The sequence below is a fragment of the Flavobacterium sp. Root186 genome (assembly GCF_001428525.1).
Taxonomy (GTDB): Bacteria; Bacteroidota; Bacteroidia; order Flavobacteriales; family Flavobacteriaceae; genus Flavobacterium.
The window spans coordinates 399,545-418,408 of the sequence record NZ_LMHW01000011.1; the positions used below are offsets into that span (position 1 = coordinate 399,545).

An 18,864-nucleotide genomic window follows, 5' to 3' on the forward strand; every position below is an offset into this window, starting at 1 on the left:
TTTGCTAGTCCTTTAATCTGTGGCAAAAAAACTAAACGCTTTCTTCCAAAATCGAATACACCAATTCTTTCGTTGGCTTTTGATCTTTTAGTTTGGCACGGACTTCATCAAAAGTAACTTTAAAATCACAGCCCGATTTATATTCTGAGCAGCCGTAAGCGGTTTTTCCTTTAAGAATTGTTCCTTTTTTGCATTTCGGACAAGTTAAAGAATCTAATGTTTCCTGCGTTGTTTTCTTCCCTTCGGTTTTCTTCGGTTCTAATTTGAGTTTGTAATTTTCTTCAAAACGAATTAAACCTTCAACGGTTCCAGATTCGGTTTTAAAACCTTTTATATTTACAGTTGAGCCTTTTTGAACCAATCGTAAATACTGACTTTCTGTAATTTTTTTATCTAAAAAAACATTAGGCAGTAGAAAATCGCACCCCGATTTATATTCGCTGCATCCAAAAGCCGATTTTCCTTTTATAAGATTCCCTTTCTGACATTTCGGACACGTTTCTGCCAAAATTCCGTCGGCTTTCTTTTTCTCGGGTTTTACAACTGGTTTCTGAATCGTTGCGGCGTGCGAAATATTAGCGTGCCTTGTTTCACTTCGAACTTCGGTGACCAAAGCTTCGACCATACGTTTCATGTTTTTTATGAAAGCAGAAGCAGTATAAGTTCCTTTTTCAATATCTTTTAACTGCTTTTCCCAAGAACCCGTAAGTTCTGCCGATTTTATTAATTCATTCTGAATCGTATCAATTAACTGAATTCCGGTTGTTGTTGGCAAAACCTGTTTTTTATTGCGGACAATATACTGACGTTTAAAAAGCGTTTCGATAATATTAGCACGCGTTGACGGACGCCCTATTCCGTTTTCTTTCATTAATTCACGCAAATCTTCGTCGTCAACTTGTTTTCCTGCGGTTTCCATGGCACGCAGTAAAGTTGCTTCGGTAAAATGATTGGGCGGTTTGGTTTCTTTTTGAAGGAAAGAAGGTTCATGCGGCCCTTTTTCACCCACAACAAAACTTGGTAATAAATCGGGTTCTTTTTCTTTAGCATTTGGATCTTCAAAAACAACACGGAAACCTTTTTTCAGGATTTCTTTTCCTGTAGCTTTAAAAGTTACATCGGCTGCTTTTCCAATAACTGTGGTGTTGGCAACGAGACAATCATCATAAAAAACCGCAATAAAACGTTTTACAATAATATCATAAACCTGCTGCTGATTGTACGGCAGATTAATTTCGATTCCTGTTGGAATAATCGCATGGTGATCGGTTACTTTTTTATCGTTGAAAACCTTTGGCGATTTTTTAATTTTCTTTCCTAAAAGAGGTTCTGTTAAATGAGCATAATGCGTCAGTTTTTGCAGAATTCCCGATACTTTTGGGTAAATATCTCCCGGAAGAAAAGTCGTATCAACTCTGGGATAGGTGATGGCTTTCTGCTCGTATAAAGTCTGTGCAATTTTAAGCGTTTCTTCTGCCGAAAATCCGAATTTTTGATTGCAATAAACCTGTAAACCTGTTAAGTCAAAAAGTTTTGGAGCGTATTCGTTCCCATTCTTTTTATCGACAGAAACAATTTCAAAATCACTTTCTTTGACTTTTTCAGCCAGAATTTCTCCGTCTTCTTTTTTCAGGAAACGGCCTTCTTCATAACTAAAAAGTGTTTCTCTGTATAAAGTCTGCAATTCCCAATAGGGTTGAGGTTTAAAATTTTCGATTTCTTTAAATCGGTCCACAACCATTGCCAATGTCGGCGTCTGCACGCGTCCAATAGACAAAACTTGTTTGTAACCGCCATGTTTTACGGTATACAAACGTGTTGCATTCATTCCGAGAAGCCAATCGCCAATCGCTCTTGAAAATCCGGCATAGAATAAATTATCATAGTTTTCAGAGGGTTTTAGGTTGTCAAAACCTTCTTTTATGGCTTCGGTGGTTAGGGATGAAATCCACAAGCGTTTTATTTCGCCTTTGTAATGCGCTTCGTTCATAACCCAGCGCTGAATTAATTCTCCTTCCTGCCCGGCATCCCCGCAGTTTATGACTAATTCGGCTTTGTCGAAAAGACTTTTGATAATTTTAAACTGTTTCTGAATTCCCGAATTCTGAACGACTTTGGTTTCGAATTTTTCGGGAAGCATTGGGAGGTTATTTAAATCCCAGCTTTTCCAGTGCGGTTTATAATCGTTGGGTTCTTTTAAGGTACATAAATGCCCAAAAGTGTAGGTTACGGCATAACCGTTGCCTTCGTAATATCCGTCGTGTTTGGTATTGGCGCCCAAAACGGATGCGATTTCGCGTGCTACACTTGGTTTCTCAGCAATACATACCTTCATTTCTCTCTTTCTTATTCGAAAGCGAAATTAGGAATTTAAAAAGTGGTATTGAAATTTAAAGAGGCAAAGTTACAAAGTTGTAAAGCCGCAAAGGTTTTCTTGTTTTACTCGGATTTAAAAGAGGTTTGAGCAAAATGTTCACACAGTAATTTAAAAAAATCTAATAGAATCTTTAATCTTATGCTTCATGAATAAAGCATAAAACCACAAACAGAAGTTTGTGGTTTTTATATTTATTAAATTTAAAAGTAAAGTTGCTTATTGTTTGGTTCTTAATTTTAGACGCAGATTGAATTGTTTAACAATTTCTTTAACATGCTTATCTTTGATTTGTTTTCTGTTTAACCCCTGCAGACTTTGTACATATCCGGTAAAAACATGGCTTATATAAAGAGGTGAATTAGTGTTATTATCAGATGTATTGTGGCAAGAGAAACAATTAACAAGATTGCTTACTGAATTTCCGTGTATTGATGTTGGATTAAAACCGACCTGAACATAGGTTTCCATAGTAATATTGTAGGCTGAAACAGAACCTCTGGTTAATTTTCCAGGTGCTGAATTTGAAAGGTCATAACTCAGAGAGTCTAATAAAGCCGCTTGTGCCGGAGTATCATTATATCCTGCCGTATTAATCCATAGTGAACCATTGTAAAAATAATTGTTCCAGATACCTGTTAGCTGTGTCTTAACGCTTTGATTAATAGTGCGAATATTATTTAAGTTCTCTGAACCATTTTGGCTGGTTTGCATAAAAAGCTGAACATTATGAGAACCTTTCATTGCTTTTTCAACAGGAACGCCATACTTGTAAACAGAAAAGACATCGGTATAAATTCCATTTCCTGAAGTTATATTAATAACTGTTGCAGTGCTGTTTTTATTAAAAAAAGGATAATCAACTGTACTTGTCACCGGCGCATCTGTTGTTGGCGTAGCTTTTGACCAATCGTAAGCAGGTGCAAGATTTTCATGCTCAAAAGTAGCCCACACAAATTCTGGATGATTTTCTACAACTCCAACTACGTGCATTCCCAAAAGTGCTACTTTTGTTTTTACTCCATTTATCACGCCCTGAGTAATAAAATAAGAAGAAGGATCTTTAAGAACGCTCGCATCAATCCAGGAAGTTTTAAGTTCTAATGAGCCTACAGGAAAAGTTACACCTTTCACTTTAGTAGAATCACTTTTTGCAATTGGACCGTATTTTATCATTGTTCCGTAAAGAAGTTTGTCCATAAATATAGAATAGTAGACCGTTGTAGATTTAGGAACTCCCGATGAATAATTAGGTGTTTTTAAAATATCAGTGCTGCCACTTGCCTGAGCAGTATCCGTTAAAACAATCCCATTACTTGGATCTAATTTCTGACCTGCTGCATTCACCTGAATCAGATTAGTCATAAAGAAGGGTTTTCCGTTGACTTCATTAGTCAGCCAAAGAAATTTTTGCCATGACCATTGATGAAAGTCGCAATTTGTTACTGTTGCATTGTTGGCAAATACACTTGTTGGGCCTTCATTAGGAGGAGGAGTCTGGCGAGTGTTGTTTACGATCGTAAACCAATTAGCAGGAGCCAAACACTCAGAAGCTGCAGCATTTTTGTTTACAGTTGTATAATTATCTTTCTCTCCCTTTGCGTCTTTTTTACAGGCACCGAATGAGATTAGAATGATAAAAAGTAATACCATTTTTGTAGTTTTCATAATATGGGGCTTTAGTTAATTTTTGTAATTATTTTTTTGAATACTGAAAGTAGATAATTAAGAAAGTAACTACTAAAAAAATGTCATAAGTCCGTCATATTTAGGTATAAAACCAATAAAATTTGTATTAATAAAAAAGCTGCTATCTTGATAGTTATCTGGACTAAGGTGCTAAATCTTAAAATTATGCACCTAAAAAGAAATTGTTTATTTCATCTAAAAACAGAAAATATAAAAAGGTTAAAACCCATAATGAGAAGAATAAAATTGAAAGGAATATGTAAAATTGGAATGGTTCGTTTTCTGTTCGTTCTTTTCTTTTCGATTCGTTATTAGGCTGAAGCCATTCAGGAGCTGGTTGATTTCTAACAGTTGAGCTGGTTTTGGACTGTATGTTACTTAAACTATTTAGATATTGGGGTTTAGTATTTTCGTTTATATAATTTATAAATTCACGTTTGTTTTCATTGTGAAATAGTTTTATTTCTTCAATTTTTTTATCGGAATGTATGTAACTTATTGCTTCTTTTATTTTCTTCGAAAATTCCGAATATTTATTTTCTACAATAGCAACTTGTTTTTTTGACTCTTCTATTTTTCTGCCATTTTCCTGATGTAGTCTTATGTTTTGTTCAATACTCTCTTTGAGTACCCTGATATTCATTTTTTTGTTTTCTTCAAGTTCAGAAAATTCTTTTTCAAAATCATGAAGTATAATTTGTCGCTGCTTCTTTTTTTCCTCTTTTACAATTTGTATTTCATCATCAAATCCTTTTTCATCTATTGTTTTGTAAAGGCTTTTAGCGATGGTAAAATTGGCAATTTCTTGATGATCAGTAAAAAAGATAGTGTCAAAATTATTCAATAATTCTAATGATTTTTTCAGGTTTTGCTGCAATGAATTTTCATCAATATGAGAATAAACAACCAGATTTGAATTTGATAACCTGAAATTAGAAGGTTCGTCAATGCTTTTAAGATGAAAGCTGAGTTTATCAAAATCTATAGGCATATCAACGGTAAAATCATCAGAATGATTCACCATTATGGTTTTATCAACGATATTTTTGTGGACTAATATTTCATGAAATTCATTGAGTTTGGTAATTGTTAAATTATCTTCTGCAATTTCATTGGTAAACAAGATACTTGCTCCAACAAAGGTTCCTCCTCGGTCAGAATTTTTTTCTTTTGCAAAAGAGTATTTGGAGTACGCAATGGCGTTTAATCCGTTTACTGATTCTTTACGAATAGAGTAAAGAATGCTGTTTTCAAATAGTTTTATTGCATTGGTATTGAGGTCGAAGGTTTTAATTGATTTTGCAACATTTTGGTTTCCTAAATAAAAAGTCTGTCTAAAACCATAAGGGTTTCCAAATGTGCCAAAAGCCAGCAGGTATATATTTTGTGTCATTAGTTTAAAAGCTAAATTTTAATCGTTCCCAGAAAGTTCCTTCATAATCTAACGGATAGCCTACTATGCTTTCGTAAAGCCAGTTCGACAAAACTTCGGCAGGAGCTAAATTTAAAAGTGTGATTCTTTCTCCGTTACCATTATTTTCAATACTGCCAATTGTAAAATAGGTTTTATTCAATTCATAAGAATTTATTCGGGTATTGGTTCTTGGCAGCCTTTCGTTGATAAAGTTCTCCAGTTCATCTTCGTTTGAAACATCTGTTCTGCCTGATTTATCCCATTTAGAAACAACTAAAATCACGTTTATTGATTTCAGGTTTTTCCCTTTTCTTTCAAGTTCATCCAGAAATTCGTTAATTAAAGTATCTTCCAGATGTGCATTGTCATAACTGGTAACAATTATAAAAGTTAACGGAATATTCGCATTCAGATATGCTTCGATACTGCTGTGATAAGTACCGCCTCTGCTGATATCTTTATGATTTTCGCCCGAAGTTTCCAGAAAAGTCAGGTTTATAGGCGGAACTTTTTTAGACTTATTGTTAGGTTCAAAGATTAAATCCAGTCTCGTAACCTGATCTCGAGTAGTTCTATTGGGTAGAATGCCTTGTCGTATGTTTTCAAAAAAATCAGCCAGTAAAACCTGAGCTTCTTTTGTATTGGGAGTACCCAGTTTTGGACGTAAAACGCCGGCTTGCGAACTTAAATAATATAAAATCGAAGAAAGAATAACCGACTTGCCCGATTCTCCTACACCAAAAAAGAAAATAAAATTACTTTCCTTATTTTTAATTTGATTGGTACTGGCATTTGCCAAAGGAACAAAATCTGGTCTTGCATTATTTTGAGCATCATACGAAATAGGTTTTAATGTTTCATTGCTCAGGGTTAAAGGCTTTAAAGTGTTGTTATCTTCAGTCATCTTTTTAGTTTTTAGCAATTAATACTTTCCCGTTTCTTTTACTGCCACTGAATATGCTGGAGCTATTACTGCTGTTTCCGCTGCCGGGAGTGGCTAGTAATACAATGATCACAATAACAAAGTCTAATAGGATACAACCCATTAATACAACAAACTGGTACATTCCAAAATTTTTGACGGCATGTTCAAAGGCAAAACCAATTTTTCCTACATCCTGTGTTTTGGAGATTTCAGGAGTAAATTTAAATTTATCGTCACCTAAAACGGAATGGGCACGATTTCCAAGTTTATTGTATTCCGATAAAGAATCATCGATTAATCCCTGAGATAGGTCATCTTTTTCTTTTTTAGAAAGCAGTAATAAGTCCTGAATCTTTTTGTTCCATTTTAATACCGCATTGTTTATATCTGTTTTTAAAGCTTTTTCTTCTGGCGAAAGGTCAGAAATCATATTGTCAATCTGCAATCCCATTCTTTCTGCCAGATCATCATAATCATTAGCAACCGGAGTCAGGAAATCAACTTTTTGCCCGGTTAATTTTTCGATATCACGTATTAAAGACTGGGCTCTTGTGCCTATTCCTTTATTTCCGGGATCTTTGATCTGCTCCATCATCTGCTTCTTTTTAATTTCGATATCCTGAGCCGTTTCTTTGTTGTATTTGTAACTTAGTTTGGACTGAACATCAGCTTCCAGATTATTAAAACGTTCGTTTATATCCCTTAATTCGGTAGTATAAATGTCGGTTTTCATAAATCTGGTGTATAAGGCATTAAAGTTGGCTATGAAGCAAAAGGAGGCAATAAAAAGATAGATTCCCACCAAATTTGAAGTGGAACGGCCTTCTACTTTTGCAGTTCTGATCATCCAGATTAAAAACAATAATAAGAAAGATAAAACTAAGGCGATTATAAAAGAAGCCGGCCCAAAAATCTGATCTAATCCCAGCCAGGTCTGATAAAAACTTACACTAATTAATAAAATAGCCAGTATAGCCAAAAAAATGTCGGTTACTTGAATTGATTTTCTGCTCATTGTTGGTAAAATTTAAGATTATGTATCTGTTTTTGTTTTTGGTTTCAAAAAATACCTGACCCTTTTCGAACAAATCAGGATATAAATTTGTTATTCAAAACTAAGGGCTTTACGATCAGTGGTTTTACGGAAATCCGTAAAGGAGAAAAATAATTACGGATTTCCGTTTTTTGAGAAAGGAAAGGAAATCTCTCATAAAAAAATGCGTAAAAGCTAATAGTACTTTTACGCATTTTTTTATTAAACCTTATGTGAGGCCAATTTGAGATTGGTAGTGATTAGGTTAAATAAAAAAATCCAGTTTTAACCATTTTGTCACTTTTATTCCTCAGATTTTTAGAGTGAAATTAAGTGAAATTCTTGTAATGATTTCTAATTAAATTTATATTTTTGGTCAAAATGACCATGATATTATAAGCAATATATAATTAACCAATTTTTATAAATATACCAACCAAATAACCACCTAAAAGACCTAACTAACCTTATGAGCAATTCTACCCAGGAAACCACTTTACCAAAAATTTATAGAACTACCGCATTAACTGCCTTTATATACACTGCCTTTATAATTGTCTTTGCCATTTACAAACAATTTTTTTATGTCGACGGAACATGGTTTCATGGTTTTTTAGCAAATGGTTTTGCGATTTTAAGCACTGTGACTTGGTTTGGAATACTACTGGTTTTTAAACTTTTTTTAAATAGAATACTTAAGTACAGCAAGGCCGATTCATTGATTATTGCTTCTTTAGTTTTCTTAGCAATACCAATTTATTCTTTAGGTTCAGTTCTGTACAGTTTTATACAAACATATCTGACATTTGGCGGGGAAGATACTTTTGATTCATTATCTTCTTTTGCTTCGACCTCTATTTCGAGTGCAATATTGCTGATCCTTTCTAACATTGGAATGATTGTGGTTACTGTTTTATTAGGAAACCGTATCAGAACAATTGATGTTATTCAGAAGAAATTTTTCACCATTTTAGGTTTTTCGTTTATAGCACTTGGAGTAGGTTCTGCGCTGCAGGCCGTATCTGTCATCGACAGTGATTTCATTGTGTTTTTACCAAAAGCAGTTACGGCTGCGGTTTTAGGTTATATTTTGAAAGAGACTTCTCAAATGAACTATTCTGAATTATCTTCGACGTTAAAGCCTGAAACAAATGAAAATGTAAATCTTTCTAAAGTCAAAGTTTCCTCACAAAAAGAATCTGAAAAATCGGAGAAAATCAATGTTTTCAAGAAAAAAGAACAAATCAATCCTGGGCCGGAAATAATTCCTAATATTGATATCAACGAGCTGGAAAATAAAGAAATAATACTTTCTTATTTTGATAATCTGTCTACAGATGAATTAAACAGACTTGAGGTTGTTGTGGCTAAAAATTTTACTCAGAATTTGACTGACGACCAGAAAAAGAATCTCGTTATACAACATATCGCAGAGAAAAAACTGTACGACCACAATCGCTATGCACCAAAATAGAATGGTGCATTTGTAAAAGTATGAGAATGAAATAATTGCTAATTATTAATCATTGGGTTCAAATTTTCATCTTTGTTGCGTAAATCTATGCCGCCTTCGTAAACTGATTTAAGATTGGTTAAGTAAAACTGCCAGCCGTGTGAACAGCCAAGCCTAATATATTGTTTAGAAGAATCATCTGTAGGGATATTGTGCTGACGAAGTTCAACCACGGTATAACCGTTTGTTTCGCTTAGTTTTATATCTACCAGACACGTTCCTTCAAAAGTAAATTGTAATTGGTCTTTTCCGTTGGCAGCAATAATTTTTCCTTTCATGGAGTCTTTATACAAATACCAAAGCCAATCGTAAGTTGTGCCCTCCACGGCATTTTTGTCTTTGCTAATTGGTTCCTGATTTGTATCGAAAAAAGATACTTTTTCGAGAAACCATTTTTCTAATTCATCTGCTTTTGTCCAGGCATTATAAATGTCGCTGAGTTTAGCTTTAATTGCTATTTTTTTTGTGAAGGATGTCCAGTCGAAGTTTTCCATGGTTTAATTTTTATTTGATTGTACAATAGGAGCGAGACATTTGTGTAATTTATAGTTTAATTTCCACCAAAACATATTCCAATTATGTTTTAATCCACCTAGTTCCCAATTAACATCAAATTTGTTTTTATCACTTTTAAGATAAGGCGGCTGAGTTATTTTACAATGTAGCATTGGTGGGTTATTAATTACTTTTTTTAAATAATCAGCATCAAGTTGACTTTTAAGAAAATATCTAATGTCAATGATAGTTTGATGTTTTTCAGATTTATAAACATATAGATTTATGTCATAAGTTAAATGATAAATTTCTTTAACGGCTGCCATCGCTTCGTTAAAGCTTTTAAGTATTTTATTTTTGTTAAGTTTATTTTTATTAAGGCGTTGAATAAAAAAGTTTTCTCCTTTTACTTCTGAAATATCTGAAAGAATAAACATTAAATTTTTTGAAATATCATTCCAACAATAATGATTTACCAAATCGAGTAATTGTGTCGTTAGATTTTTTATTTCTTCTTCAATTTTATTTTCCATATTTTAATATACATATTTATATTTAATTTCAGAAAATACATTTCCAGTTACAGCGTCAATTTGTATGGCTGAGCAATTATTACATTTTTTAGAAACATCCCAATAAAATAACTTTCTTTTTCCTCTTTGATAGCCTAAGCTGGTTTTTGAGTAAGTATAGGTATTAAAGAATATCTCTAGATTATCTCCCGAAATACCATATCGTTTCGCAATTTCTAACGCCTGACTTTCTGTAATCTTAATTTCGTTTTTATCTTTTTCTTTGCATGAAGTGAAAGAGAAACAAATTCCGAATAGAAGAACTATTATTGCAGTTAGAAATTTTTTATTCATTTCTTTTTAGTTTTCATGAATTAGTGAGAAAGACTCCAATAGAATTAAATTTGATCAGCTTATTTATTTTTAGGTGATTTAATTTATTACCAAATATAAGGTTTTCTTGGATTTGCATCCATTTCATTTAAAGAGTGAAGACAAAAACTTATCCTTTCATAAAAATGCCGCCAAATAGTGTCTAAATTTTATGAGGCAGTTCATCCTTATGCGGATCAATTTTTTGTATCAAAAATAATAAATAATAATAAGATAATTACTTCAAAAAATATTCATTAAAGGATTAAAATAATTATATTCGTTCTTCAAAAATTAACCATAACCAATTATAAATGAATATGAAACAAGCAAATACTATAGACGAAGTAATTCAGTTTTTGGATGAAATAATAGAAAAATCAAAGATTGACCAAAGCAATATAGGTTTGTTTGCTATCCTGTATCGTGAAGTTACTGTAAGAGTTAAACAAGGTATTCAGGCTGGTTCTTTTCAAAATGGGGAACGAATGGAAAAACTGGATGTCATTTTTGCCAATCGGTATTTAAAAGCTTATTATCAATATCAGGCCAAAGAAAAACCATCCGAATGCTGGGGATTTGCTTTTGAACAAGCTGAAGATTTTTGGCCAATAGTTTTGCAGCATTTACTACTCGGAATTAATGCGCACGTAAACCTTGATTTAGGAATTGCCTCGGCTCAAATTAGTACCGTTGAAGACATCGCAGATTTAAAACATGATTTTGACCAAATAAACGCTATTCTTAGCAGTCTGGTAGCAGGTGTCGAAAAATGTTTAATTAAAATTTGGCCAACGCTAACATGGATATTAAAATACACAGGCAAAATAGATAATTTCTTTATTGATTTCAGTATGGAAGAGGCAAGAAACGGAGCATGGAAATTTGCCAACGAATTTGTAGCGGTTCCAGAAAACGAAAGAGAAGCGTGTACAAAGTTAAGAGACGAAAGGATAACAGAAATTGCCAGATTGGTTTCAAATCCCGGATATTTTGTGAGTGCCGTTTTTAAATTCATTCGCTTATTTGAAAGAGGAACTGTCGCTCAAAAAATAATCGATATGCAGATAATGGAAGAAAAAAATATGGAATGTGTTGTGGCGTAGATAATATTCCTCATCAGGAGTTTTACTTTTCTAATTCAATTTTTAGTTTTTCGATTATTTCCTTTTCAAATTCTCTTTTCATCATGATGTTGCCATATAAGCCTAAATCCTGATTGATTAACTGCCATTGTGTTTCTCTGTTTTTATATACAGCCACAAAACCAACATGTGTATTGTTGTCAAAAGCAGGTCTTGTCCATGCCTCTATTCTTTTACCATCCAGATTAAAATAAATGTCATGCCAATAGTCTGTGGTATCTTTATCTTTTAAGTCAGCATTTTCAAGATGCATTTTTTCCAGTGCATCAAGGATTTCCTTTTCAGGATATTTAAGATAATAGGTTTCTGCATAAGGATATCTTCCTGCTGCATAGAAGTGAAAGGTAGAAAAAAAAGAAATTATCTTATAGGAAAAAAATAAAACTATTGTGATGATTATTACTAGTTTAAATTTAGATTTGGTCATTTTAGAATTTAGTTTGGATTTGTATGGTGTTCAAAAGCTTAATAAAAACCAGCTGAATGCGATGCGCAAATGTCTCTGACTTTGAGCTAATTTCTAACGTGTCATTTAAAAATGGATTCGCCATAAAGTCTCTGACTTTTTTCCAAATATAAATTAAAAAGATGTCACAATTTCTTTAAAGAATTATTGTATTCAACTTTTTTTATTCTCTCAAAAAAGTCAGAGACTTTTGACGCGTTTACAATTTATAAGAAGCAAAAAAAATACGCAAAGTCAGAGACATTTGCGTAGCATTTCATTAGTACTCTTCGGAGAGCGGGATGATTTGCATAAATTAAGTTTGAAATAATATGCGATAGCGTATTATCATATTGCGATAGCGCGGATTTGCAATCCGTGCCCACAAAGATTGGTTTATACTTTTGTAATAAAAACAAAAGCTACATGATTTTGTAGCTTTTAATTTTAATGATTTTTATTGTGTCTTATTGTCGCGGGCACGGATTTCAAATCCGCGCTATCGGGTATTTGTATAATGTCTTAAAAGTATAGAATAGATGGCAAATCTCGTTACTCCAAATGTTTCAGGCTTTGCACCATTTTTACTATAATTTGTTTGAAAACGAAAACTTCAAAGTCTCTGACTTTATATTAAATTACTAACTTTATACAATCGAATTAGTTTTTAGAAAACTTTTTATAAAATCTGTGATGTCGTATGCTCTTTTTGATAATTTGACATTTTTAGTTAAATTATCAAATCTTTCCCAATGATTAACACCATTGGAATTGTTTATTGAAAAGACTTTAATATGATAATGATTTGCATTTAGAAAAGCCATTGTGCTTCCATGATGTTGACCACCGACTTGCTCTGCTAATATTAACATTTCCGGTAAGTGTTGCCATTCTTCAAATCTTTTGCTTAAAGGAATATCAGTTTCTGAAGGAGAGGCTGGTATACAGTAAAAAACTATTCTCAAACTTTTAAAAATTGGATTCAAAAATATTTGTTGCCATCCAGCCTTCATTTGCTTTAAGTTTTTAAAGCCAAATAGTTTAATCAATTCTTTAATTGTGGAAGTTTTCCCTGAATTTTGCGTTCCTTCAATAATAATTGCTAATCTCATTCTTTATATTTCTTAATTTAGGTAGATTTAAAGTTCAATTCTATTCAGAAAGAGGTTTATCTAAATTGTTAATTAATTTCATTAATTGTTTAATATATTTTTCCTTAGAAGAAACAATATTTTTATTTTGATCATTCCCTTTTCTAAAATGTGCATTTAAACCTTTTTCAATAATTTGAATTTGTGCATTTAAAGTCTTTGCTTGGTCAGAATAACTCAATTCTTCAAATGTTTTCTCATCCTTTCCGTGAGTTCCTTTTTTCATAATTTTTTTTGAGTTTATTTGCTTTTTCTTTTTTGTATTCTTTTCAAACATTTTAGAGTCTCCCTACTTTGTATAGCTTTTATGAGGAACACTTTGGAAAGCAGTGAACATAATCGACGTTGTGATCTGTTTTAAAAATTAAAAAACGTTATTATTACCCATTGTCCATAATAATTTATCTGTGATTCTATTTTTACAAATGATATCTAGTTTATCTAAATTACTAAAATCATTATGTATTAATGTTATTAATGGTTTGATATGATCTAAACATTTTTCAAAAATATGTTCGTTATCTTCTTGAAATTGAATAAGGTTTTTGCTGTAAACTGAGTAATTGTTTTCCTTTTGATTTAGCGTCTTTCTTGCTAATCTATCCATTGGGATAATTTCCCACGGATTGTTTAGAAATAAAATTTTTGAGGCCATTGATGTCGTTACCTTTCCACGAGTTAAATTACTTTGTGCCAATCTTTCAGCAAATAAATCTACATCATTTGAATTTTTTGAATTAATCCATACCAATGTTTCTTCAAGCAATTTATCCACACTTCCACTTTTGAAATTTCTAACAACCCTAAATTCAATTAAAAAAGAATAAAAACTTCCAATATCTTTTTTTATGTATTCCGAAGCAACATTTGGATTTAATTTAAAATATTGAAACCTTTTAATATAATTCAAATCAGTTTTGTAATACGCTAGGAAATTTCCAATTGATTGAATTTGTGTAGAAGTCATAATTTATAATTGAACTTTTCAATATGAATAAATATCATATTCTCATTATTGGATTGAAAATATAGCTACTGTAATTTTTTTATTATATGTAAACCTATTTTAGGGTAAATAGAGTAATAATTAACCATTAGGGAAATTATCATTTGTTTTATTGTTGTTTGCTCCATTTTTATTGGCAATTGCAAAACCAGATACTGCAGATAGAATTGGAAGACCAGCTTCAGGAGTTATAGTTTTTGTCAAAAGTAAAATAGCAATTATACCGATAATGAATATGCATATTGCCATTTGACCATAACTATTCCAAAAATTATTTCGCTTTTCAAGTAAGTCTCCTAAATAGTTTGACAATGTATTTAAAAGTCTATTCCAATCATTTCTATTATTGGCTAAACTATAATCAAGACTTTTTAATAATTCACGAAGGTATAGATCTTCAATGCTATATCGTTTATATAATAGTTTACCGAAAAACCAGATTCCAAGGAATATCAAAAGAGTTAAAAATGAAACCAAAATAATACTTCCTGGGATAATGTACTGTTCTTCCATAATTACATTTGTTTAAAGTTTGTACTATATAATTTCCTCTTTTGATGTGTTCAATGATATGAAGATATTAAAAACTAAATATATTTTAAAAACAAATATCGCATAAAATTTAATTTTATCATCAAGTAAAAACACCTGATTTAATCTCCTTTTTTATATTCTTGAATATCTTTAGAATTATCATCAAAGGTTTGAATTATATTAATTTTGTTATTTTTTTCAACAAAAGTTATTTTCTCATCATATTTTGAATCCCTCCATCTTCCATCAAAGTTTGCCCAAAGAATTTTGTTTCCGTCAAATTTTATCTTGTAATCAAATTTCTGATGATCAGATTTTCTGATGTAAGACACAAAATATAATTCGTCCATTTTTCTCACTTTAATTATTTTTGATGGTTGTCCCATAATAGAAGCCATTGTATATCGAGCTATATCTTCATAAGAGAAATTCTTTAAAGTTATTTCTTCCTTTTCTATGATTTCTGGAACTTTAGTCTCTATTGTTAAATTAGTTTCATTTTGCTCTTTGCGATTACAGCTAAAAATTAAAATAAAAAGTGGGAAGTATAAGAGTAATTTCATAAGATGTAATTTTTAATTTTATATAAAATATTTTTTGATAAAAGTAATCTCTTTAAATTCAATGATTTTACGGAAACCCGTAAACAGCTCCTAAAAAACATTATAATTCCATTAAAATTTCTCTCGAAACCACCCTCAAAATTCCCAAAAAATCAACACTAGAATTTTCCACAAAAATTTTGTAATTTTGCAGTCCAATAAAAGGAATTAGAAAATGTTAGATAGACTTCAATATGTAAAGCAGCGTTTTGATGAGATTTCGGATTTGATTATTCAGCCGGATGTTATTGCTGATCAAAAACGTTATGTGCAGCTTAACCAGGAATATAAAAGCATAAAAGCACTGGTTGAAAAGAGAGAAGAATACATTCTTGTTTTAGCAAATATTGACGAAGCAAACGAAATTATTGCTGACGGAAGCGATGCTGATATGACCGAAATGGCCAAAATGCAGCTTGACGAAGCAAAAGAACGCTTGCCGCAGCTAGAGGAGGAAATCAAATTTATGTTGATTCCTAAAGATCCTGAAGATGCTAAAAATGTTATGGTTGAGATTCGCGCCGGAACGGGTGGGGACGAAGCTAGTATTTTTGCAGGGGATTTATTTAGAATGTATACTAAATATTGTGAAGGCATGGGCTGGAGAACTTCGGTTGTAGATATGAACGAAGGAACTTCCGGAGGTTTCAAAGAGGTTATTTTTGAGGTTTCGGGAGAGGATGTTTACGGTACTTTGAAGTTTGAAGCAGGTGTTCACCGTGTACAGCGTGTTCCGCAGACAGAAACGCAAGGTCGTGTGCATACATCGGCAGCAACTGTTATGGTTTTACCGGAAGCAGAAGAGTTTGATGTTCAAATCGATATGAACGATGTTCGTGTAGATTTCTTCTGTTCGTCTGGACCTGGAGGACAATCTGTAAATACAACGAAATCGGCTGTACGTTTAACGCACATTCCAACCGGATTAGTAGCGCAATGTCAGGATCAGAAATCGCAGCATAAAAATAAAGATAAAGCGTTAACGGTTTTACGTTCTCGTTTATATGAAATGGAATTGGCTAAGAAAGAAGCTGAAGATGCTACAAAACGTACTTCTCAGGTTAGTTCTGGTGACCGTTCGGCTAAGATTCGTACCTACAACTATGCGCAAGGCCGTGTAACTGATCACAGAGTTGGTTTAACACTTTACGATTTAGGAAACATCATGAATGGTGATATCCAAAAAATTGTTGCCGAGTTACAATTGGTTAACAATATGGAGAAATTGAAGGAAGCTTCAGAAGTTTACTAATCTAAGTTGCTAAGATTCTAAGATGCTGAGGTTCTAAGTTTTTATTTAGATTGTTGGCTAAGATTCTAAGTTTTTTTAGATTTTAAATTAAAATATATAAAAAAGCCGAACTTATGTTCGGCTTTTTTTATTATCAAAAAAACTTAGCATCTTAGAATCTCAGAACCTTAGCCCCTTTCAAAAAAAAGTATCTTTTTTACGAATCTAGCTTTTTTAATTATAAAGGTTTTCTGAGAAACTTAGAACCTTAGTATCTTAGAGCCTTAGAAACTTCCAAAAAATTTTGTATTATCATTTTTTATTTCATATTTGCGTTACTAATCAACCAATTATAACCAATTTATGAAGAGAACTTTACTATTATTATGCTTCTTTGGAAGCTTTTTTTATGCCCGGAGTCAATCTTATTTCGGATTTCGGGACGACAATTACGCCGGAATTCAGGGAGTTTTATTTAATCCGTCGGTCATTGTAGATTCTAAATACAGAGCCGATGTTACAATTGCTTCGGCAAGTGCAACGGCACAAAATGATTTGTATGGCGTTAATTTTGCCGAAATATTTGACGGCGGTTACGATCTGGATACAGATGCAAAGAAGAAATTTAAATCGAATAACAGAGGGAATTTTAATGCCGATATTCTGGGCCCTTCGTTTATGCTGAATATTAATCCGCAACATAGTATTGGCGTTTTTACACGCGTACGAAGCATCACGAATCTGGTTGATGTAAACGGACAGCTTGTTGATGAGGTGAATAAAGATATCGATGCATCAAACAGCTTTTTAATATCGGGAGGAAATCCTAATGGTGTCAATAATTCGTGGGCAGAGATTGGAGCCAGTTACGGAACAATATTATTAGATCATGATGTACATTTTCTTAAAGCAGGGATTACAATAAAATATTTAATGGCGGGAGTAAACGGTTATATCAACGGAAATAACTTGAGCGTTGCCTTTAATAAAAATGACGCAGATCCGGCTTTGAGTTCCTATACTTCAACAGGAACGCTAAAAACGGCCGCAAGTTACGATTATGAAAACGAAAAAGATCCGGAATTTGATATGACTTCGGCAGGCGTGGGTCTTGATTTGGGTTTTACTTATGAATACCGTACCAATTGCCATACTTGTATAGGAAACAGATACAAGCTTAAAGCCGCAATAGCGGTAACGGATATTGGTAAACTGAATTATAAAAATCTTACCGAAAACACGTATGACCTAACCGGAAATGTTACTCAGGATGACATTGACAATGCAGACGATGTTTTTAAGTTTTTTGATACTTATTATACCAAAATCTCATCGAGAAAAGGAGTCAAGGCAAATTTACCAACAGCATTACACACGAATTTTGACTGGAATATTGACAATAAGTTTTATTTGAATTTAAGCAGTGATTTTAGTTTAGTTGATGCCAAAAAGATCAACGGAACTGCGATTGCTAATTCGGTTACATTTACGCCTCGATATGAAACGAGACAATTCAGTTTTTATGTACCCGTAACATATATGCAATACAGTGGAACACAGATAGGAACTGGTTTTAGGGCCGGCCCGTTATTTATTGGTTCAGGATCTTTGATTTCGAATTTGTTTTCAAACAATTCTAAAGCTGCTAATGTATATGTTGGTTTAAAACTTCCAATTTATCAAAATTACAATTAAAGGTTCTGAGGTTCTGAGATGCTAAGGTTTTTAAAAAGAAAAAGAGATTGTCTCACTTAAGTGAAACAATCTCTTTTTTGGTTGAGGAGGTTTTAAGTATTTAACTTAGAAAAATCTTAGTATCTTAGAACCTTAGCTCCTCAGAACCTTAAAAAATATAATAAAGTATTAACTGTTTAACCGTTTGTTATAGCAGAAACGTATAAACGAGTTAGATACCAAAAAATACTCGTGTGTATTCAAAACATTTATATAGATTAGAGTACATGTATACACCATTTTTTAATACTATGTGGCTTAACTTTTCCATAATGCTTAAAATTTAAGTTTAACAAATTACTCTCTTGATGGTTCATATTGTGATGATTCTTCTTCCGAAGTTTCATGTGAAGATTCGCTCGGTTTCGAAACCAGATTGGTTATAATAAGCTGAACGATTGAGCCTAAAATTCCTTTAAACATCGAATCGCCTTTGCCGACAATAAATCTTTTAGCCAGATATCCAATTCCGATGCTGATGGCAGATTGTGCCAGATGGCTTTTAAAACCAACCGTTTCGTTGATTTCCTCGACCGTGTTTCGAATGAGATTAATAGGTTTTAAATTCTCTTTAATATCCTCGATATGGTCTTTTATGGCGCACCATTCAGTATCCTGACGTTCTTCTAATAATTTAATTCTCTGATTTAATTCATCAATAGTGTAAATAGGCTCCATAATAGTCTTTT

At 32.5% G+C, this 18,864-nt stretch carries 19 protein-coding genes; 4 read left to right on the forward strand and 15 right to left on the reverse strand.

Going from position 1 to position 18,864, the window contains the following annotated elements:
* Positions 1-31: 31 nt before the first annotated feature.
* The 5 genes from ASD98_RS10795 to ASD98_RS10815 all read right to left on the reverse strand — a co-directional run bounded on the left by ASD98_RS10795 (position 32) and on the right by ASD98_RS10815 (position 7,417).
* Positions 32-2,335: a type IA DNA topoisomerase gene (locus tag ASD98_RS10795; RefSeq protein WP_056204149.1), complete on the reverse strand. Its 2,304-nt coding sequence runs from the start codon at positions 2,333-2,335 to the stop codon at positions 32-34.
* Between the two features lie 258 nt (positions 2,336-2,593).
* Positions 2,594-4,042 carry a hypothetical protein gene (locus ASD98_RS10800; protein ID WP_056204152.1) on the reverse strand — a complete coding sequence of 483 codons (1,449 nt, stop codon included), beginning with the start codon at positions 4,040-4,042 and terminating at the stop codon, positions 2,594-2,596.
* 184 nt (positions 4,043-4,226) lie between these two features.
* Positions 4,227-5,456, reverse strand: a complete 1,230-nt coding sequence (locus tag ASD98_RS10805) for a hypothetical protein (RefSeq protein ID WP_056204155.1) — start codon at positions 5,454-5,456, stop codon at positions 4,227-4,229.
* A 4-nt stretch (positions 5,457-5,460) separates the two neighbouring features.
* On the reverse strand, positions 5,461-6,381 hold the full coding sequence (locus ASD98_RS10810) for a hypothetical protein (protein WP_056204158.1): 921 nt from the start codon (positions 6,379-6,381) through the stop codon (positions 5,461-5,463).
* Positions 6,382-6,385: 4 nt separating this feature from the next.
* Positions 6,386-7,417, reverse strand: a complete 1,032-nt coding sequence (locus ASD98_RS10815; RefSeq protein ID WP_056204162.1) for a hypothetical protein — start codon at positions 7,415-7,417, stop codon at positions 6,386-6,388.
* 487 nt (positions 7,418-7,904) lie between these two features.
* Here ASD98_RS10815 and ASD98_RS10820 point away from each other — a divergent pair, with 487 nt between their 5' ends.
* Positions 7,905-8,909 (forward strand): hypothetical protein, encoded by a 1,005-nt coding sequence (locus ASD98_RS10820; RefSeq protein ID WP_056204166.1) that lies wholly within the window; start codon positions 7,905-7,907, stop codon positions 8,907-8,909.
* Positions 8,910-8,947: 38 nt separating this feature from the next.
* On the opposite strand, the gene ASD98_RS10825 is transcribed toward ASD98_RS10820, so the two are convergent.
* Genes ASD98_RS10825 through ASD98_RS10835 form a run of 3 tightly spaced genes read right to left on the reverse strand, consistent with a single transcriptional unit; the run spans position 8,948 to position 10,309 of the window.
* On the reverse strand, positions 8,948-9,442 hold the full coding sequence (locus ASD98_RS10825; RefSeq protein WP_056204169.1) for an SRPBCC domain-containing protein: 495 nt from the start codon (positions 9,440-9,442) through the stop codon (positions 8,948-8,950).
* A 3-nt stretch (positions 9,443-9,445) separates the two neighbouring features.
* Positions 9,446-9,976, reverse strand: a complete 531-nt coding sequence (locus ASD98_RS10830) for a hypothetical protein (RefSeq protein ID WP_056204172.1) — start codon at positions 9,974-9,976, stop codon at positions 9,446-9,448.
* 3 nt (positions 9,977-9,979) lie between these two features.
* Positions 9,980-10,309: a hypothetical protein gene (locus tag ASD98_RS10835; protein WP_056204174.1), complete on the reverse strand. Its 330-nt coding sequence runs from the start codon at positions 10,307-10,309 to the stop codon at positions 9,980-9,982.
* A 332-nt stretch (positions 10,310-10,641) separates the two neighbouring features.
* Between ASD98_RS10835 and ASD98_RS10840 the strand changes: the two genes are divergently transcribed.
* Entirely contained in the window at positions 10,642-11,433 is a 792-nt protein-coding gene (locus tag ASD98_RS10840) for a DUF5995 family protein (RefSeq protein WP_056204176.1), read from the forward strand.
* Between the two features lie 22 nt (positions 11,434-11,455).
* Here ASD98_RS10840 and ASD98_RS10845 read toward each other — a convergent pair whose 3' ends face one another.
* The 6 genes from ASD98_RS10845 to ASD98_RS10870 form a co-directional block, all read right to left on the reverse strand.
* Positions 11,456-11,899 (reverse strand): hypothetical protein, encoded by a 444-nt coding sequence (locus ASD98_RS10845; RefSeq protein WP_056204179.1) that lies wholly within the window; start codon positions 11,897-11,899, stop codon positions 11,456-11,458.
* 665 nt (positions 11,900-12,564) lie between these two features.
* Positions 12,565-13,029 (reverse strand): hypothetical protein, encoded by a 465-nt coding sequence (locus ASD98_RS10850; RefSeq protein WP_056204182.1) that lies wholly within the window; start codon positions 13,027-13,029, stop codon positions 12,565-12,567.
* A 40-nt stretch (positions 13,030-13,069) separates the two neighbouring features.
* Positions 13,070-13,294, reverse strand: coding sequence for a hypothetical protein (locus tag ASD98_RS10855; protein ID WP_128414820.1), 225 nt, complete (start codon positions 13,292-13,294; stop codon positions 13,070-13,072).
* Positions 13,295-13,432: 138 nt separating this feature from the next.
* Positions 13,433-14,035 (reverse strand): hypothetical protein, encoded by a 603-nt coding sequence (locus tag ASD98_RS10860; protein ID WP_056204188.1) that lies wholly within the window; start codon positions 14,033-14,035, stop codon positions 13,433-13,435.
* Between the two features lie 120 nt (positions 14,036-14,155).
* On the reverse strand, positions 14,156-14,587 hold the full coding sequence (locus tag ASD98_RS10865; protein WP_056204191.1) for a hypothetical protein: 432 nt from the start codon (positions 14,585-14,587) through the stop codon (positions 14,156-14,158).
* Between the two features lie 140 nt (positions 14,588-14,727).
* Positions 14,728-15,171 carry a hypothetical protein gene (locus tag ASD98_RS10870; protein ID WP_056204195.1) on the reverse strand — a complete coding sequence of 148 codons (444 nt, stop codon included), beginning with the start codon at positions 15,169-15,171 and terminating at the stop codon, positions 14,728-14,730.
* A 214-nt stretch (positions 15,172-15,385) separates the two neighbouring features.
* Here ASD98_RS10870 and prfA point away from each other — a divergent pair, with 214 nt between their 5' ends.
* Both prfA and ASD98_RS10880 read left to right on the forward strand, forming a co-directional pair.
* Complete coding sequence (prfA, locus tag ASD98_RS10875) at positions 15,386-16,462, forward strand: peptide chain release factor 1 (protein ID WP_056204197.1); 1,077 nt, start codon at positions 15,386-15,388, stop codon at positions 16,460-16,462.
* 342 nt (positions 16,463-16,804) lie between these two features.
* On the forward strand, positions 16,805-18,136 hold the full coding sequence (locus ASD98_RS10880; protein ID WP_056204200.1) for a DUF5723 family protein: 1,332 nt from the start codon (positions 16,805-16,807) through the stop codon (positions 18,134-18,136).
* A gap of 336 nt (positions 18,137-18,472) precedes the next feature.
* Here the strand turns inward: ASD98_RS10880 and ASD98_RS10885 are convergent, their stop codons facing one another.
* Complete coding sequence (locus tag ASD98_RS10885) at positions 18,473-18,853, reverse strand: hypothetical protein (protein WP_056204203.1); 381 nt, start codon at positions 18,851-18,853, stop codon at positions 18,473-18,475.
* Between the last annotated feature and the right edge of the window lie 11 nt (positions 18,854-18,864).

Excerpts from the sequence above, each read along its gene's own strand:
- prfA (WP_056204197.1), top strand. The coding sequence starts at position 15,386 with ATGTTAGATAGACTTCAATATGTAAAGCAGCGTTTTGATGAGATTTCG.
- ASD98_RS10820 (WP_056204166.1), top strand. The coding sequence starts at position 7,905 with ATGAGCAATTCTACCCAGGAAACCACTTTACCAAAAATTTATAGAACT.
- ASD98_RS10825 (WP_056204169.1), bottom strand. The coding sequence starts at position 9,442 with ATGGAAAACTTCGACTGGACATCCTTCACAAAAAAAATAGCAATTAAA.
- ASD98_RS10860 (WP_056204188.1), bottom strand. The coding sequence starts at position 14,035 with ATGACTTCTACACAAATTCAATCAATTGGAAATTTCCTAGCGTATTAC.
- ASD98_RS10880 (WP_056204200.1), top strand. The coding sequence starts at position 16,805 with ATGAAGAGAACTTTACTATTATTATGCTTCTTTGGAAGCTTTTTTTAT.
- ASD98_RS10845 (WP_056204179.1), bottom strand. The coding sequence starts at position 11,899 with ATGACCAAATCTAAATTTAAACTAGTAATAATCATCACAATAGTTTTA.
- ASD98_RS10835 (WP_056204174.1), bottom strand. The coding sequence starts at position 10,309 with ATGAATAAAAAATTTCTAACTGCAATAATAGTTCTTCTATTCGGAATT.
- ASD98_RS10795 (WP_056204149.1), bottom strand. The coding sequence starts at position 2,335 with ATGAAGGTATGTATTGCTGAGAAACCAAGTGTAGCACGCGAAATCGCA.
- ASD98_RS10865 (WP_056204191.1), bottom strand. The coding sequence starts at position 14,587 with ATGGAAGAACAGTACATTATCCCAGGAAGTATTATTTTGGTTTCATTT.
- ASD98_RS10840 (WP_056204176.1), top strand. The coding sequence starts at position 10,642 with ATGAATATGAAACAAGCAAATACTATAGACGAAGTAATTCAGTTTTTG.
- ASD98_RS10850 (WP_056204182.1), bottom strand. The coding sequence starts at position 13,029 with ATGAGATTAGCAATTATTATTGAAGGAACGCAAAATTCAGGGAAAACT.
- ASD98_RS10815 (WP_056204162.1), bottom strand. The coding sequence starts at position 7,417 with ATGAGCAGAAAATCAATTCAAGTAACCGACATTTTTTTGGCTATACTG.
- ASD98_RS10805 (WP_056204155.1), bottom strand. The coding sequence starts at position 5,456 with ATGACACAAAATATATACCTGCTGGCTTTTGGCACATTTGGAAACCCT.
- ASD98_RS10885 (WP_056204203.1), bottom strand. The coding sequence starts at position 18,853 with ATGGAGCCTATTTACACTATTGATGAATTAAATCAGAGAATTAAATTA.
- ASD98_RS10800 (WP_056204152.1), bottom strand. The coding sequence starts at position 4,042 with ATGAAAACTACAAAAATGGTATTACTTTTTATCATTCTAATCTCATTC.
- ASD98_RS10870 (WP_056204195.1), bottom strand. The coding sequence starts at position 15,171 with ATGAAATTACTCTTATACTTCCCACTTTTTATTTTAATTTTTAGCTGT.
- ASD98_RS10810 (WP_056204158.1), bottom strand. The coding sequence starts at position 6,381 with ATGACTGAAGATAACAACACTTTAAAGCCTTTAACCCTGAGCAATGAA.
- ASD98_RS10830 (WP_056204172.1), bottom strand. The coding sequence starts at position 9,976 with ATGGAAAATAAAATTGAAGAAGAAATAAAAAATCTAACGACACAATTA.
- ASD98_RS10855 (WP_128414820.1), bottom strand. The coding sequence starts at position 13,294 with ATGAAAAAAGGAACTCACGGAAAGGATGAGAAAACATTTGAAGAATTG.